At 71.0% G+C, this 15,744-nt stretch carries 14 protein-coding genes; 9 read left to right on the plus strand and 5 right to left on the minus strand.

All coding sequences use genetic code 11. From position 1 onward, the window contains the following. Positions 1–48: 48 nt before the first annotated feature. Positions 49–1,578, plus strand: coding sequence for an amino acid permease (locus ACFUNE_RS25105; RefSeq protein ID WP_383572248.1), 1,530 nt, complete (start codon positions 49–51; stop codon positions 1,576–1,578). Between the two features lie 21 nt (positions 1,579–1,599). Here ACFUNE_RS25105 and ACFUNE_RS25110 read toward each other — a convergent pair whose 3' ends face one another. After that, complete coding sequence (locus ACFUNE_RS25110; RefSeq protein ID WP_383572251.1) at positions 1,600–2,367, minus strand: sulfite exporter TauE/SafE family protein; 768 nt, start codon at positions 2,365–2,367, stop codon at positions 1,600–1,602. A 146-nt stretch (positions 2,368–2,513) separates the two neighbouring features. Between ACFUNE_RS25110 and ACFUNE_RS25115 the strand changes: the two genes are divergently transcribed. The 7 genes from ACFUNE_RS25115 to ACFUNE_RS25145 all read left to right on the plus strand — a co-directional run bounded on the left by ACFUNE_RS25115 (position 2,514) and on the right by ACFUNE_RS25145 (position 11,069). Then, positions 2,514–3,632, plus strand: coding sequence for a substrate-binding domain-containing protein (locus ACFUNE_RS25115; RefSeq protein ID WP_383572254.1), 1,119 nt, complete (start codon positions 2,514–2,516; stop codon positions 3,630–3,632). 101 nt (positions 3,633–3,733) lie between these two features. Beyond that, positions 3,734–5,101, plus strand: coding sequence for an ABC transporter substrate-binding protein (locus ACFUNE_RS25120; protein WP_383572257.1), 1,368 nt, complete (start codon positions 3,734–3,736; stop codon positions 5,099–5,101). 48 nt (positions 5,102–5,149) lie between these two features. Further along, the gene (locus tag ACFUNE_RS25125) at positions 5,150–6,151 is read left to right on the plus strand and encodes a carbohydrate ABC transporter permease (RefSeq protein WP_383572260.1); all 1,002 of its coding nucleotides are present in this window, start codon (positions 5,150–5,152) and stop codon (positions 6,149–6,151) included. After that, a complete protein-coding gene (locus ACFUNE_RS25130) occupies positions 6,148–7,023 on the plus strand; it encodes a carbohydrate ABC transporter permease (protein WP_383572263.1) in 876 nt (291 codons plus the stop codon). The genes ACFUNE_RS25125 and ACFUNE_RS25130 overlap by 4 nt, the downstream gene beginning before the upstream one ends. 37 nt (positions 7,024–7,060) lie before the next feature. After that, a complete protein-coding gene (locus ACFUNE_RS25135; RefSeq protein ID WP_383572266.1) occupies positions 7,061–8,089 on the plus strand; it encodes a hydroxyacid dehydrogenase in 1,029 nt (342 codons plus the stop codon). After that, positions 8,086–9,978 carry a DUF2264 domain-containing protein gene (locus tag ACFUNE_RS25140; protein ID WP_383572269.1) on the plus strand — a complete coding sequence of 631 codons (1,893 nt, stop codon included), beginning with the start codon at positions 8,086–8,088 and terminating at the stop codon, positions 9,976–9,978. Before ACFUNE_RS25135 ends, ACFUNE_RS25140 begins: the two co-directional genes overlap by 4 nt. A 425-nt stretch (positions 9,979–10,403) precedes the next feature. Further along, complete coding sequence (locus tag ACFUNE_RS25145; RefSeq protein ID WP_383572302.1) at positions 10,404–11,069, plus strand: hypothetical protein; 666 nt, start codon at positions 10,404–10,406, stop codon at positions 11,067–11,069. Positions 11,070–11,210: 141 nt separating this feature from the next. Here ACFUNE_RS25145 and ACFUNE_RS25150 read toward each other — a convergent pair whose 3' ends face one another. Beyond that, positions 11,211–11,561, minus strand: a complete 351-nt coding sequence (locus ACFUNE_RS25150; protein WP_383572272.1) for a DoxX family protein — start codon at positions 11,559–11,561, stop codon at positions 11,211–11,213. A gap of 118 nt (positions 11,562–11,679) precedes the next feature. Between ACFUNE_RS25150 and ACFUNE_RS25155 the strand changes: the two genes are divergently transcribed. Beyond that, positions 11,680–12,597 carry a LysR family transcriptional regulator gene (locus ACFUNE_RS25155; RefSeq protein WP_383572275.1) on the plus strand — a complete coding sequence of 306 codons (918 nt, stop codon included), beginning with the start codon at positions 11,680–11,682 and terminating at the stop codon, positions 12,595–12,597. A 21-nt stretch (positions 12,598–12,618) separates the two neighbouring features. Here ACFUNE_RS25155 and ACFUNE_RS25160 read toward each other — a convergent pair whose 3' ends face one another. Genes ACFUNE_RS25160 through ACFUNE_RS25170 form a run of 3 tightly spaced genes read right to left on the minus strand, consistent with a single transcriptional unit; the run spans position 12,619 to position 15,562 of the window. Further along, the gene (locus ACFUNE_RS25160; protein ID WP_383572278.1) at positions 12,619–13,257 is read right to left on the minus strand and encodes a lactate utilization protein C; all 639 of its coding nucleotides are present in this window, start codon (positions 13,255–13,257) and stop codon (positions 12,619–12,621) included. Further along, on the minus strand, positions 13,254–14,798 hold the full coding sequence (locus ACFUNE_RS25165; protein ID WP_383572281.1) for a lactate utilization protein B: 1,545 nt from the start codon (positions 14,796–14,798) through the stop codon (positions 13,254–13,256). Before ACFUNE_RS25165 ends, ACFUNE_RS25160 begins: the two co-directional genes overlap by 4 nt. Continuing rightward, entirely contained in the window at positions 14,795–15,562 is a 768-nt protein-coding gene (locus ACFUNE_RS25170; protein ID WP_383572284.1) for a (Fe-S)-binding protein, read from the minus strand. Before ACFUNE_RS25170 ends, ACFUNE_RS25165 begins: the two co-directional genes overlap by 4 nt. Positions 15,563–15,744 lie beyond the last annotated feature (182 nt).

The following is a 15,744-nucleotide window of genomic DNA, read 5'->3' on the forward strand; positions in this document are numbered from 1 at the left end:
TCCCCCCGTACGTTCCCGTCCCCATCCCCCCACCCGGAGGTCATCCACATGTCCATATCCACCTCGGCCCAGTCGGGCACGGAGCCCACACCCCGGAAGGACGAGGAGCAGCGGCTGCGCGAACTCGGCTACCAGCCGGTGCTGGCCCGCCGTATGGGCGGCTTCGGCAACTTCGCGATCAGCTTCTCCGTCATCTCGATCCTCTCCGGCTGCATGACCCTGTACGGCTTCGGCATGTCGACCGGCGGACCGGCCGTGATGCTCTGGGGCTGGGCCGGTGTCGGCCTGTTCGTGCTCTGCGTGGGCATGGCCCTGGCCGAGGTCACCAGCGCGTATCCGACGTCGGGTGCGCTCTACTACATGGCCGACCGGCTCGGCGGCCGCAAGTGGGGCTGGTACACCGGCTGGCTGAACCTGCTCGGCCTGCTCGGCGCCATCGCCGGCATCGACTACGGCGCCGCGCTGTTCACCGGCGCCCTGCTCAACCTGCAGTGGGGGTTCGATCCCACTCCCGGCTCCACGATGCTGATCTTCCTCTGCATCCTGCTCCTGCACGCCGTGCTGAACCTCTTCGGCGTGCGCCTGGTCAGCGTGCTCAACTCGATCAGCGTCTGGTGGCATCTGGCCGGTGTCGCCGTGATCGTGACGGTGCTGGCGATCGTGCCCTCCAACCACCAGTCGCCGTCGTTCGTCTTCACCGAGTTCGTCAACGACACGGGCTGGGAGAATCCGATCTACGTGGCGGCGATCGGTCTGCTGCTGGCGCAGTACACCTTCTGCGGCTACGACGCCTCCGCCCACCTGTCCGAGGAGACGTCCAACGCGTCGGTGACGGCGGCCAAGGGCATCGTCCGGGCGATCTGGGTCTCCTGGGTCGCCGGATTCGTCCTGCTGGCCGGGCTGACGTTCGCCATCCAGGACTACGCGGGCACCCAGAACAGCGCCACCGGGGTGCCGCCGGCGCAGATCCTGATCGACGCGCTGGGCACGGGGGGCGCCACCGCCATGCTGCTGATCGTCATCGCGGCCCAGCTCTTCTGCGGCAACGCCGAGGTCGCGGCCGCGAGCCGGATGGTCTTCGCCTTCAGCCGTGACAACGCGCTGCCGGGCTCCGCCCTGTGGCGCAGGGTGAGCGCGCGCACCCAGACGCCGGTGCCCGCCGTGTGGCTGTCGGTCGTGGTCGCCGCCCTGCTGGCGGTGCCGTCGCTGTACTCGGCCACGGCGTACGGGGCGGTCACGGCAATCAACGTCATCGGGATCACGCCCGCCTACGCCATCCCGATCTACCTCAAGCTGCGTGCCGGGGACCGCTTCGAGCGCGGACCCTGGCACCTGGGCCGCTGGTCGAAGCCGATCGGCTGGATCGCCGTGGTGTGGGTCGCGATCGTGACCGTGATCTTCCTGCTCCCCCAGTCCTCGCCGGTGACCATCGACTCGATGAACTACGCGTCGATCGCCCTGGTCGTCGTCCTGGTCCTGGCCACGGTGTGGTGGTTCGTCGCGCGCCGTTCGTACAGCACTCCGGCCGCGTACGGGAACGCCCGTGAGCAGGCGGAGATCGCCGAGGGCATCGTCTGACCGTTCCTTCCCGGGCGGTCTTCAGCGCAGCAGCAGCTGGAGGCCGCCCAGGACGGTGGCTCCGATCACGATCCGGTCGAAGAGCTTCTGGTTGATCCGGCCGACGCAGGCACGGCCGAGGTAGGCGCCCGGGATGACGAAGAGCACCAGGGCCGCGTCCAGCAGCAGCGACCGCGCGTCGATCAGGCCGAGCCCCACGCTGAACGGGACCTTGGAGGTGTTGACGATCAGGAAGAACCACGCCGACGTCCCGAGGAAGCCCAGCTTGCGGAAGCCCGCCGACAGCAGATAGAGCGACATCACGGGGCCGCCCGCGTTGGCGACCATGGTGGTGAACCCGCCGAGCACCCCGTACGAGCGGGCCTTGAACCGCCCGCCGCGCGAGGGGCCGTCCTCGTCCTCCGCCTCGGGGTCCGGCTCGGGCCGCGCACGCCGGCGCCAGAGGGTGACTCCCGCCATGAGGAGCAGGATCGCGCCGATCGAGGTGCGCACGGCGCCGTCGTCCGCCCACAGCATGAAGACGGTGCCCGCCACCACCCCGACGGCCACGGCGGGGAACAGCCGCAGCAGGGTCGGCCAGTGGGCGTGACGGCGGTAGACCAGCACGGCGAGGATGTCGCCCGCGATCAGGATCGGGAGCAGCACCCCGGTGGATTCGCGGGCCGGGAGGACGGCAGCGAAGACCGCGAGGCTGATCGTATTGGCACCACTGACCGCCGTCTTGGAGAAGCCGACGAGGGTGGACGCCGCCGCGAGCGCGGCCAGTTGCCAGAGCGTGAGGGTATCCATTCCGGCTCAGATGGTAGACACATCTTCCTCTCGGCGGATCATCGTTCCATCCTGTGACCTTCCCGGGTGCGGGTCCCTCGCTATGCTGCGATCGCTCACGTAAGCGTTCAAACGAACATCGCACAGCGGTAGGCAAGGGGGCCAGCATGCGGGAGCCGGTTGACGCGAGGCGCACGCGCATTCTCGCGGTGGTGCACGCGCGGGGCGCCGTCAAGGTGAGTGCGCTCGCCTCCGAGCTCGAGGTCTCGATGGTCACGCTCAGGCGGGACGTGGAGGAGCTCGCCAGGACGGGGATGCTGCGGCGCGGGCACGGCGTGGTCCGGCCGATGGGTGACACCGGGCCGACGACGGTGCCCGCCGCGCGCGGCGACGAGCCCGTCGGGGAGGGCGCCGCCGTCGGCCTCGTCGTCCCGGAGCGCCACTCGTACCTCTACGAGACCCTGCACGGCGCCAGGACCGCCCTGGAGGAGGCGGGGGCCCGGATCACCCTGCACATCGCTCCGCAGATGGCCGGGGCGGAACGGCCGCAGGTGGAACGGGCCCTGGCCGCCGGTGTGCACGGTCTGCTGATCGCCCCGCGGTGGCGCAGCGCGGCCGGTGAGGAGGCGGACTACGGCTGGCTGGCCGAGGTGGGGGTGCCGACGGTCATGATGGAGCGGCGGCCAAGGCCCGGCAGCGTGCTGCACGCCATGGACACGGTGTGCTCCGACCACTGGTACGGGATCCACCTGGCGGTGGACCACCTGATCTCGCTGGGCCACCGCCGGCTCGTCCTGGCGGCCAGGAACGACAGCCCCACGGCACGCTCCATACGGGCGGCGTTCGCAGAGATCGCCGCCGCCCGGCCCGAGGTGGAGGAGTGGTCGGTGGTGCTCAGCTCCCCGAACGCGGGCCCCGGGGAGCCCGGCACGCTGGAGGAGGCGCCGGATCTCACGGCGCACCTGCGGGAGCGAGGCGTCACCGGCGCCGTCCTGCATGGCGACGAGGACGCCCTGATGCTGGTCCAGCGGCTGACGGAGAACGGGATCGGAGTACCGCGGGACTGCTCGGTGGTGGCGTACGACGATGTCGTCGCGGCCCTGGCCAGCACCTCCCTCACCGCGGTCGCCCCGCCGCGGGCCGAGATCGGACGGGCGGCGGCCGAGCTCCTCCTGTACCGGCTGGGCCGGCCGACGGGCACCACCGGTCCGGTGCGCAGGACGGAGCTGCTGCCCCGTCTCGAAGTGCGCGGGTCGACGCGGGCGTTGCTCCGTCCGGCCGACTGATCGATTGAACACTTCACGCTTCTTTTGATCGATCTATTGACCACGATCGACCAGCCGATCAGTATTCCCGTGTCTCGAATCAGGAGCCGCGGGAGGCGCACATGCCTGGTCGACAGAGCCGTCGATCCGTGCTCGCCACGATCGCCGCACTGCCTCTGACAGGCGCGCTCAGCGCCTGCGGGGGCGGGGGCGGAGACACACGATCGGGCAGCACGAGCAGTACCGGCAGGACCGTCAGCAGCAGGACCGGCAGGAAGACACGTATCACCTTCTGGTCGGCCCTGCGGGGCAGCCAGGAGGTCGTGGACGCGTTCAACCGCGGTCACGACACCATCGAGGTCGATTTCCAGCAGGTCCCCGGAGGGGCCCAGGGCGGCTACGCCAAGCTCAGCAACGCCGCCCGGGCGGGCAACGCCCCGGACATCGCCACCATCGAGTACCCCCAGGTCCCGGGCTTCGCCATCGACGGGGTGTGCCGTGACATCACGGACCTGGTCGGCGAGGGGCTCCGCGCCGAGCTGCTGCCGCAGGCCCTGGGGCTGACCACCTTCGAGAAGCGGGTGTTCAGCGTCCCGCTCGACATAGAGCCGATGGTGCTGCACTACCGCGTCGACCTCTTCGAGAAGTACGGGCTGAGCGTCCCGCGCACCTGGGAGGAGTTCGAGGAGGCGGCGAGGACCGTGCGCCGCGAGGGCGGTGAGCGCCGGTTGGCGCTCTTCCCGACGGACGGTGACACCCAGCTCGCCGCGTTCGCGTGGCAGGCGGGGGCCCGGTGGTTCGACACCTCGGGCGGCGCCTGGAACCTCTCGCTGGCCGACGCGCCCACCCGGCGGGTGACCGCCTACTGGCAGCGGCTCATCGACCGGGAACAGGTGTTCATGAACGCCGTGGAGAGCAGGCAGAGCGATGTCCAGATCGCCGAGGGCCTGGTGCTCAGCCGGCTCAGCGGCGCATGGGACGCCGGAGCCCAGATGAAGGCCCGTCCCGCCCAGAAGGGCCTGTGGAAGGTCGCCCCCATGCCCCAGTGGGACCCGGCCGACCCCGGTGTCGGGACCCATGGCGGATCGACCTTCGCGATCACCAAGGACTGCGCGGACCCCGAGGCCGCCATGGAGTTCATCGAGTGGCAGGTCTCGCACCCGGACGCCCTGCGCGCCCGGCTCTCCAGCGGCGCGAGCAGCCAGTACCCGGCCGCGCCCGGGCTGGTCGAGGTGGGCCGCAAGGCCTTCGACCGCGCCTACTACAGCAGCCAGGACATCTACACGCTCTTCGAGCAGGAGGCCCGGAAGATCCGGCCCGGCTGGGTCTGGGGCCCCCGGATGACGGCCACGGGACGGATCATGAAGGACGGGCTGGCGCGGGCGAGCGGGGGCCAGGGCTCCGTCCTCGGAGCGGTCCGCGCGGCGCAGGAGGGCACCATGCCGGACCTGGAGGCGCTGGGCCTCTCCACCACCCAGCGCTCCACCTGACCGGCGATCCGCATCCCCTTCCCAGCAGCAGAGAGGCAGGTGACACCCATGACCAGCGCCACCCCCGTGTCCGTGGCCGCGGACGCCCCGGCTCGGCCGTCACCGACGGTCCCGGCCGCCAACCCGACCGCGCCCACGGGCCGCAGGTCCGCCCGCCGGCGTGAACTCGGTTCCTGCGGCGTCCTGATGACACCGTTCTTCGTCCTTCTGGTGACCGTCTTCCTGATCCCGGTCGCCACCGCCGTCTACCTGAGCTTCTTCAGCGACGACCAGCCCGGACTCGGCTTCGGCCCGGAGCGCACGGTCTTCGCCGGGATCCGCAACTACACCGCCGTGCTGGCGGACCCGACCTTCCTCGCCGGCCTAGGCGTCGTCGCCCTGTACTGCCTGGTCTACATCCCGCTGATGGTGATCGGCGCCCTCGTGCTGGCGCTGCTGCTGGACTCCGGAGTGGTCCGGCTGCGGGGCACCGTCCAGCTGGCCCTGTTCCTGCCGCACGCCGTGCCGGGCATCATCGCGGCCCTGATCTGGCTGTACCTGTACACCCCCGGCATCAGTCCGGTGATCGACCTGCTGGGCCGGGCCGACATCACCGTCGACTTCCTCGGGGTGCACACGGTGCTCCCGTCCATCGTGAACATCGCGCTGTGGAGCAACCTCGGCTACAACATGATCGTGTTCTACGCCGCCCTCCAGGCGGTCCCCCGCGAGGTGATCGAGGCGTCGGTCGTCGACGGCGCGGGCCCCGTCCGCACGGCCCTCCAGGTCAAGACCCCCCTGGTGCGGTCGTCGATCGTGATGGTCGCGATGTTCACCCTCATCTTCGCGCTCCAGCTCTTCACCGAGCCGATGCTGCTCAGCCAGTCGACGCCGATGATCAACTCGCGTTTCTCGCCCAGCATGTACATCTACGACGCCGCGTTCACCCGCAACAACTACGGCCTCGCGGCGGCGGCCTCGGTCGTCCTGCTGCTGTGCACGATCGCCCTCTCCTACGGCGTCACCCGCTGGACCAACCGCACCGCCGCCGCCGAGGAGGGCGCCCGATGAGCGCGTCGACCGCATCCCGCACCGCCGCACCCCTGCGGCCCCGGCTCCTCGGGCGCTCCGTCGTCAATCTCGTGGTGCTCGTGTCGGTGATGTACACCCTGCTGCCGGTGCTGTGGCTGGTGCTCGCCTCCACCAAGAACAGGGACGCCCTGTTCAGCAGCAACATCCTTTCGCTGAGCGACTTCTCCTTCGTCCAGAACATGAAGGACCTGTTCGCGATGGACGGCGGACTGTTCGGCCGCTGGTACGGCAACAGCCTCTTGTACGCGGTGCTGGGCGCGGCCCTCGGTGCCCTGATCAGCATCGCCTGCGGCTACGCCTTCGACAAGTACCGCTTCGCGCACAAGGAGAAGCTGTTCGGACTGGTGCTGGCCGCCGTCATGGTGCCGCAGACGGTGCTCGCCCTGCCGCTCTACCTGATGGCCTCCGGCGCCGGTCTCGTGAACACCTTCTGGGCCGTCTTCATCCCCGTCCTGTTCAACCCGTTCGGGGTCTATCTCGGCAGGATCTTCAGCCAGGGATACGTACCCGACGAGGTGCTGGAGGCCGCACGGATGGACGGCGCCGGCGAGCTGGCCGCCTACTTCCGGGTGGCACTGCGGATGCTGGGCCCGGGGCTGGTCACCGTCTTCCTCTTCCAGCTCACCGCCATCTGGAACAACTTCTTCCTGCCCATGGTGATGCTGTCCGACCAGGACCTGTATCCGGTCAGCCTCGGCCTCTACACGTGGAACAGCTCCGCGTCCGTGTCGCCCGAGTACTACCCCGCCGTGATCATGGGCTCGCTGCTCGCGGTGGTGCCCCTGATCCTCGCCTTCGCCCTGCTCCAGCGTTTCTGGCGGTCCGGGCTGACGGCGGGCGCCGTCAAGTAGCCCTGCCGTCCCGCCCGGACCACCGCACAGGAGAACCATGCTCAGCACTCCCCCCGCCCACCGCCGGCCCCGTGCCGCACTCGCCATGGGAGCGGACGCCGCAGCCGCGGTGCTCTCCCCGGACTCCCTGGCGGCGCTGGCCGAGGTGTGCACCCTCGCACCGCTGCCCGCGATCGACGACTTCTCGACCGGGGCCGCCCGTACCGCACTCGCGGACACCGAGATCCTGGTCACCGGCTGGGGCTGCCCCCCGATCCACGCGGGCGTGCTGGCCGCCGCGCCCGCGCTGCGGGCCGTCGTGCACACCGCGGGAACCGTGCGCGGTCACGTCACCGACGCCTGCTGGGACAGGGGCATCGAGGTGTCGTCGGCAGCGGCGGCCAACGCCCTCCCGGTCGCGGAGTACACCCTCGCGATGATCCTGCTGTCCGGCAAACGGGTCCTGGAGCGGGCCAGGGACTTCCGGGCCACCCGCATGCGCGACGCCTGGCTCGCCACACCGCCCGGCCTGGGCAACTACCGCCGCACGGTGGGCGTCCTGTCCGCCTCGCTGATCGGCCGGCGGGTGATCGAGCTGCTCCGCCCCTACGACCTGCGGGTGCTGCTCCACGACCCGTACGTCACGGAGGAGGAGGCCGCCGGGCTCGGCGTCCACCTCGTCACGCCGGCCGTGCTCTTCGCGGAGAGCGACGTGGTCAGCGTCCACACACCGCTGCTTCCCGCGACCACCGGGCTGGTCAGCCGAGGACTCCTCGAAGCGATGAGGCCCGACGCCGTCCTGATCAACACCTCCCGGGGTGCGGTCGTCGACCAGGACGCCCTCACCGATGTCCTGCGGAGGGACCGGATCCGAGCGGTCCTCGACGTCACCGACCCCGACCCGCTGCCGGCCGGCCATCCGCTGTGGGACTGCGAGAACGCGACCATCACCCCCCATCTCGCGGGTTCCCAGGGCAACGAACTCCGGCGGCTGGCCGACCTGGCGGTCGGTGAGGTCGCCCGCTGGGCCGCGGGCGAAGGCTTCGCCCATCCCGTACGACGCGAAAGGCTGGCATTCCTCGCATGAGCTCCACTCCCTTCCGGCTCCCCTCCGAAGACCGCGCGACGAGCCCGTACACCGGCTACACCCGGGCGCACTGGGAAGCCGCGGCGGACGGCCTGCTGGACGCCGCCTGGAAGTGGGCGACGCCCGGCCGGGCCCTCCTCGACCTGCCCGGCCGTCCCTCCCGCTCCGGTGTCCGTTCCGACGGGCTGGAGGGCTATGCCCGTACGTTCCTCACCGCGGCGTTCCGGGTCGCCGGCGCGGAGGGCAAGGACCCGCACAACTGGCTGGAGCGGTACGCCGACGGACTCACCGCCGGGACACGGACGGCCGGACGTGACGATGCCGAGTCCTGGCCGCTCATCCTGGACCACACCGTGTTCGGCCAGCCGATGGTGGAGTCGGCGTCGGTGGCGATCGGACTGCGGCTGACCCGCCCCTGGCTGTGGGACCGGCTGGACGCGGCCGCTCAGGACCGGGCCGAGGAATGGCTGCGCGGGGCGCTGCGGCACACCCCCGCGCCCAACAACTGGTACCTCTTCCCCTTCTCCGTCGCCGGATTCCTGGAGTCGGTGGGCCGGGGCGACGTGGAGACGGCGCGGGCTCGGCAGCGGGCGCTCGACCTGCTGGAGGCCTGGTACCGGGGCGAGGGCTGGTACGCCGACGGGGACGGGCGGGCCTTCGACCACTACAACGGCTGGGCGCTGCACCTGTATCCCGTCCTGGACGCGTACCTGTCCGGCGACGCGGAGCCGTCCGCGCACTACGGGGCGCGGCTGAGCGAGCATCTGGAGGGCTTCTCGCTGATGTTCGGCGCGGACGGCGCTCCGCTGCACTTCGGGCGCTCCCTCACGTACCGCTTCGCGGCGGGCGCGGCGGTCGGCATGGGCGCGGTGTCCGGTCACACCCCCCTGGCGCCGGGCGTGTCACGTCGGCTGATCAGCGGGTCGCTGCGGTACTTCCTGGACAGGGGCGCGGTGGCGGACGACGGTCTGCTGAGCCTGGGGTGGCACGGTCCGCACGACGCGACGCTCCAGGTGTACTCCGGCCCCTCGTCGCCTTACTGGGCGTCGAAGGCCTTCGTCGCCCTGCTGGCCCCGGCGGAGCACCCGCTGTGGACGGCGGAAGAGGAACCCGCCCCCAGCGAGGGCCCGGACCGGGTGCTGTCACTGCCGTCGCCGGGACTGCTGGTGCAGTCGACACGGGCGGACGGCATCGTGCGGCTGCACAACCACGGCAGCGACCACGTCAGGCCGCACGAGGGCGAGACGGCGAGCGTGTCGGACCCGCTCTACGCACGCCTCGCGTACTCGACGGCCACCGGCCCCACGGCGTCCGCGAACACGGCGGACAACCATCTGGCGCTCCGGGTCGGGGGCTCCCGCAGCAGCCGGGTCCGTATCCACCCTATGGGTGCGGGCCACGGCGAGGGCTGGGGCTGGGCGGCGTCCTGGCACGTCCCGGTCTTCCCCGACGGGCCGCCCACCTGGCCGGGCCTGCGAGTGGAGAGCGTGACGGTCGTCCGGGGAAGGTACGAACTGCGGGTGCACCGGATCCTGGGGGCCCCGGCGGGGACGACGGCCGAGCAGACGGGCTGGGCCACGGACCCCGGGGGTGCGGTGCGATCCGCCCTGCACGGGGTGCACGGCTGGGAGGGCCCGGAGGACGTGAGGGCCCCGCAGGGCACGGCGTTCACCCGTTGGGCGGTGCTGCCACGGCTGGCCGCGGACGTGGAGGGCACCGACGTGCTGGTGGCCCTGGCCTCGCTCACCGCCGAGCCGGACGCCGCTCCTCTCGCCGCGGCGGTGAGCGGGGTGGACGTCGACGGGGAGACCGTGTCGGTGCGCTGGGCCGACGACGGCTCGACGACCCGCGTCGCCTTCGCACCGCTGGAGGTCGCGCACAGCCTGTGATCCGGGGGCGAGGGCGCACTTCGCACACGTCGCCGTGCGTACGTCAGGGAAACCAGGAGTTTCTTCCACCTTAATGACCGACCACGGAACAGGTAATTCAGAAAGAGCCTTCCAGGAACTTCACAGAAGCCTCCCGAATTCATTTCCGAACAACACGTCGCACAGTTACGCTGAGGCCGCTTCGCCGAGTGGCGCGGCAGCTGCCGAAACGCCTGGGGAGGCGTCGAACGCGGCTTTCGGGGGTGTGGGGGGTTCGGGGGGGGGCGGCTTCGCCGTGCGGTGGAACAGGTCGACGGGTGAACACCCGTCCCGGCCATGCCGTTCATTCGACGGATCGCCCGGCGCGGCGACCGGGAACTCCTTCACGAGTCCTTCTCGCAGCCCGGAATTCTCTTGACGACAAGTGAGGAAGACCCGTGCGACGAATCACGTCCGTATTCCTGTCCCTGAGCGCCCTCCTGGCGGCCTCCGCACTGGCCTCACCGACGGCCGGAGCCGCGCCGCAGGCCGATGCTGCGGCCTCGGTACCCAGCGGCTGGGTCGCCGTGGACGGCGCCGGACTGCAGCACATCGCCGATTCGGCGGACACCCTCCAGGCACCGCCCGCCGTCGGCCGCAGCGCCTCCGTCGCGGCTGCCGAGCCGGAACTCCTGGCCCTGCAGTCGGCCCGTAACGAGAAGTTCGTCGCCACGGAGGCCAATTACGCGGCCCCGAACACCGGCGCCCTGCGGGCCCGCTCCGCCCAGGTGGGCGGCGGCTGGGAGGGATTCTCCTTCGAATTCGACGAGGCCTCCGAGACGGTCTCGCTGAAGTCCCTGGCGAACGACCGCTATGTGGCGGTCGAGAAGAACTACACCGGCAACGCACAGAACATCCTGCGCGCCCGCTCGACGAGCGTGGGCGGCTGGGAGCGGTTCTTCCTGTACTACAACGAGAGTCTGGACCGTTTCGCGCTCCAGTCCACGCTGAACGGGCTCTTCGTCGCCATGGAGAACGGCTACACCGGGTCCCTGCAGTACGTGCTGCGTGCCCGCTCGGCCGAGATCACCGGCTCCTGGGAGGAGTTCACCCTCTACGGTCTGGACGCCTGACGTCCTTTCGGTCCCCGGTGCCCGCAGGAGCGGGCGCCGGGGTGCGCGGTCGTCCCCACATCCGGAACCCCGTTGCCGGCATCTGCCCGTACCCATGACCCCGGCCGGCCCCGCCCCGGGCTCACGTCCGCACCCCCACGTCTACCGCGCGACGGCCAGAATCAGAGAGGCCGCGGCCAGACCCAGGTAGCCGCATGGAAACGCGATGTTGTGGTACACGCGGGCCCGGACGTGTGCGGCGACCGCACCGGCGAAGAACATCAACAGCCCTGTCGCGGCGGCGATGCCCACGCCCGGGAAGCCCAGGAGGCCGAGGAGCAGACCGGCTGCTCCTGCTGCCTTCAGGACGGCGAGCCACGGGAGCCACGTCTGCGGAAGTCCCACCTCGGTGGAGTTGGTGACGACGAATCCGGCCCGCAGGAAGTCCGCGACCGCGATCGCGCCGTTGGCCAGGATCGTGATACCGGTGACGGTCACGTACGCGGTGAACATGTGCCGCTCCCTTGGGTCGGGTCGGTGCCGTGAGGCCGGCGAGTCACGTGTGCTCACCGCGACAAGCCTCCCGCCGTGCCGGGGCGATCTCCAATACCTGTGCCTATAACCTGCGGGCATGGATGTGGACACCCGGCTGCTGCGCTACTTCGTCGCTGTGGCCGAGGAGGGGACCCTGACCCGCGCCGCGGAGCGGTTGTTCGTGTCCCAACCGGCACTCACCAAACAGATCAGACAACTGGAGACCCAGCTGGGAGTACGGCTGTTCACACGGTCGCGCTCCGGCATGGACCTCACCGAAGCGGGCCGGGCCCTGGGAGAACGCGCCCCCGCCCTGCTCGCCGACTGGGACCGCGTCCTGCGCGAGACCAGGAGCACGGCCCGCCGCGCGGCCCGCGTGCTGCGAGTCGGCTTCATGGCGAGTGCGGCGAACGAGGCGACCCCGCGCATCGTCGCGGAGTTCACCCGGCGCCGACCGGGCCGGCAGGTGGACATGAAGCAGGCCGCCTGGTCGAACCCGAGCGGCGGGCTCGCCGACGGCGACGTCGACGTCGCTCTCCTGCGACTGCCCTTTCCGGGCCAGGACGCCCTGCGGACGGCGGTGCTCTTCACCGAGCCCCGCTGGATCGCTCTTCCCGCGGGGCACCCCCTCGCTGCGTACGAGGTGATCCCCTTCCGGGCTGTGTGGGACGAGCCCTTCGTGGCCGCTCCCAGCGAATCGGGCCGGTGGCGGGAGTACTGGCTGGCCACCGACGAGCGTGACGGCCACCCGGTCCGCATCGGCGCCGTCACCACCCGCCCCGACGACTGGCTCAGTGCCATCGCCAACGGCTACGGCGTGGCCCTCGCCCCCGCATCCGCCGCCCGCTTCTACGCCCGCCCCGGCATCGTCTACCGCCCGGTCGAAGGCGTGAGCCCCAGTCAGGTCTGCGTCGCCTGGGCCTCCTCCGGTGACCTCGATCCCGTCGTCCAGGACTTCGTCCGCTGCTGCCTGGACAGCGGCAGGCCCCGGCCGGAGGAGGCAGCCGCCACCTGATCCGGGCCCCAGGCCCTCACGTCAGGCGTCGGTACGGATCACCACCACGAGATCGCGCGGGCCGTGGACGCCCTCCACCCGCTCCAGTTCGATGTCCGATGTGGCCGACGGGCCGCTGATCAGGGTCGTCGGCCTCTCCGGCACCAGCCGCGCCACCGCCTCCGGGACGCCGGCCACCACCGAGGACAGGTCGACGACGCAGACGTGCAGGTCGGGCACGAGGGACAGGGCTCGCCGGCCCTGGCCCGGCGAGCCGTCCAGGAAGATCGTGCCGGTCTCCGCGCAGCTGACGGCCGACGCGGTCACCACGCCGTCCAGGGCGTCCAGGCTCGGCGCGGGGATGTCCGCCGAGTCCCGCTGGACCTCGCCGGCGTAGGCGCTGAGCCACTGCTCGTCCAGGCCGTCGGGGACGCCGATCCGCCGGGCGCCGCGTTCGCGCAGGATCTCGCCGATCACCTCGGCCGTCCGGTCGCCGGTGCAGGGACGGACCTGCGCCTTGTAGTCGACGAGCCGGCCGGTCAGGAGCGCGAGGCGGTCGCCGTCCGGCAGCGAGCGGTCAGTGCGGTAGGCGCGGGGGACCACGGTGTCGGGGGTGGGCGCGAGGGCCAGGGCGTCCCTGATCCGCCCGAGGACCGTTTCGCGTGCGGTGGGGGTGGTCACCGGTCCTCCTCAGGGGCTTCGGCCGTGCGCCGGGCGCCCTCGTCGGCGGCGGCCCTCATCGTCGCAGCGCCCTCGGCCGACGCGAGCCAGGCGCGGAAGGACTGCTTGGGCGGTGCGGCGGTGTCGCGGCTGTCGCTCCAGCCGCTGAGCGGGGCCGGCAGGTGCGAGATCGTCCCGTCCCGGCCGCCGGCGACCCGGCCGAGAGCGGCGGCCTTCTGCGCCGCGGTGAAGAGCTTGGGCCTCTTCATCACTCCGGCCGCCGCCTTCATCGCGAGCTTCTCCGCCGTGGTGCCGGACTGTTCGGTGTGCTGGTGCCGCAGCTCCACGAGCATCGAGGGGATGTCGATCTTCACGGGGCAGGCGTCGAAACAGGCGCCGCAGAGGCTGGAGGCGTACGGCAGCGAGCTGTTGGGGTCGTCCTTCGCCGCGTGCATCCCGGCGAGCTGCGGAGTGAGCACCGCGCCGATCGGACCGGGGTACGTCGATCCGTAGGCATGGCCGCCGGCCCGCTCGTACACGGGACAGACGTTGAGACAGGCCGAGCAGCGGATGCAGTTGAGGGCCTCGCGGCCGATCGTGTCGGCGAGTGCGGCGGTGCGTCCGTTGTCGAGGAGGACGAGGTGGAAGTCCTGCGGCCCGTCGCCCGGGGTCACCCCCGTCCACATCGAGGTGTACGGGTTCATCCGTTCGCCGGTCGAGGAGCGGGGCAGGAGCTGGAGGAAGACCTCCAGGTCCTGGTAGCGCGGCAGGACCTTCTCGATGCCCATCACGGTGATGAGGGTGTCGGGCAGGGTCAGGCACATCCGGCCGTTGCCCTCCGACTCGACCACGGCGAGGGTGCCGGTCTCGGCGATGCCGAAGTTGGCGCCGGAGACGGCCACCCTGGTCGTCATGAACTTCTCGCGCAGATAGGCACGGGCCGCTGCGGCGAGGTGCGCGGGCACGTTGTCGAGGTCCGGGTCGACGCCGGGGATCTCGTCGAGGAAGATCTGCCGGATCTCGTCGCGGTTGCGGTGGATCGCGGGCACCAGGATGTGTGAGGGCTTGTCGTCGGCGAGCTGCACGATGAGCTCGGCCAGGTCGGTCTCGTACGGGGTGATGCCGGCCGCTTCCAGGTGCTCGTTGAGCCCGATCTCCTGGGTGGCCATCGACTTGACCTTGATGACGTCGCGGCTGCCGGTCGCCCGGACCAGCCGGGTGACGATCTCGTTGGCCTCGACGCCGTCACGCGCCCAGTGGACCGTTCCTCCGCGCTCGGTGACCTTCCGCTCCAGCTGTTCCAGGAGTTCGGGAAGCCGGTTCATGGTGTCGGTCTTGATCGCCGATCCGGCGTCGCGCAGCTGCTCCCAGTCGGGGAGTTCACCGGTGACGTGCAGGCGTTTGGCCCGGATGGTGCGGGTGGCCCTGCCGAGGTTGCGGCGCAGCTGCTCGTTGCGGAGTTCGTCGTGGGCCGCCTCGGGGAACTTCCGGTCGCCGCGCAGGTTTCCCGTTCCGTACGGGGAGCGGGGCGGGGCGGCGGGCATGCCGAGGAACGTGCTCATCGGGCGGCCTCCATCGGGGCGTACGGCGCGGTGCGGGTGGATCCGAGGATCTGGGCCAGGTGCAGGGTGCGCGTTCCGGACCTGATGCGGGAGAGCCCGCCGCCGATGTGCATCAGACAGGAGGAGTCCCCGGCGGAGCACACGTCGGCCTTCGTCTCGGCGATGTTGCGCATCTTGTCCTGGAGCATGGCGGTGGAGGTATCGGAGTTCTTGACGGCGAAGGTTCCGCCGAAGCCGCAGCAGGAGTCGGCTTCGGGGAGCTCGACCAGGTCGATCTCCCCGACCGCGCGCAGGAGCTTCAGCGGCTTGTCGCCCACCCGGAGCATGCGCAGGGAGTGGCAGGTGGGGTGATAGGTGACACGGTGCGGGAAGTGGGCGCCGACGTCGGTGACACCGAGTACGTCGACGAGGAGCTCGGAGAGCTCGTACGTCTTGGCCTTGACGGTGGCGACCCCGGCGCGCAGCGCGGCGTCCCCGTACCGCTCGGCGACGATCTCGTGCTGGTGGCGGACCGAGCCGGCGCACGATCCGGAGGGCATGACGACGGCGTCGATCGAGGAGTCCCCGAACTGGTCGGCGAAGTTGCGCACCAGCGGGACGGGCTCGCGCTGGTAGCCGGTGTTGACGTGCATCTGGCCGCAGCAGGTCTGGCCCGGCGGGAAGACCACGTCATGACCCAGGCGGGCGAGCAGCACCGCGGTGGATTTCACCGCCTCCGGGAAGAGTGTGTCTCCCAGGCAGGTGGCGAAGAGTCCGATGCGCATGGGGCCTCCTCGGTCGATTTATGGTCTGACCATACTAGCCTCGGTCCGTATGGGGAAGCGTGTGGGCACGCCCCGGGGAGGGAGAACGGAACGGGAGCGGGGGCGGGTGGGGCGCCGCCCGACCCCCCCCCCGGCGCACCGGCCCGCCCCCCCATACGCCCGCCCCAGAAGAGGCCACAACA

It is taken from the genome of Streptomyces sp. NPDC057287 (genome assembly GCF_042667905.1).
In the GTDB taxonomy this organism is placed as follows: domain Bacteria; phylum Actinomycetota; class Actinomycetes; order Streptomycetales; family Streptomycetaceae; genus Streptomyces.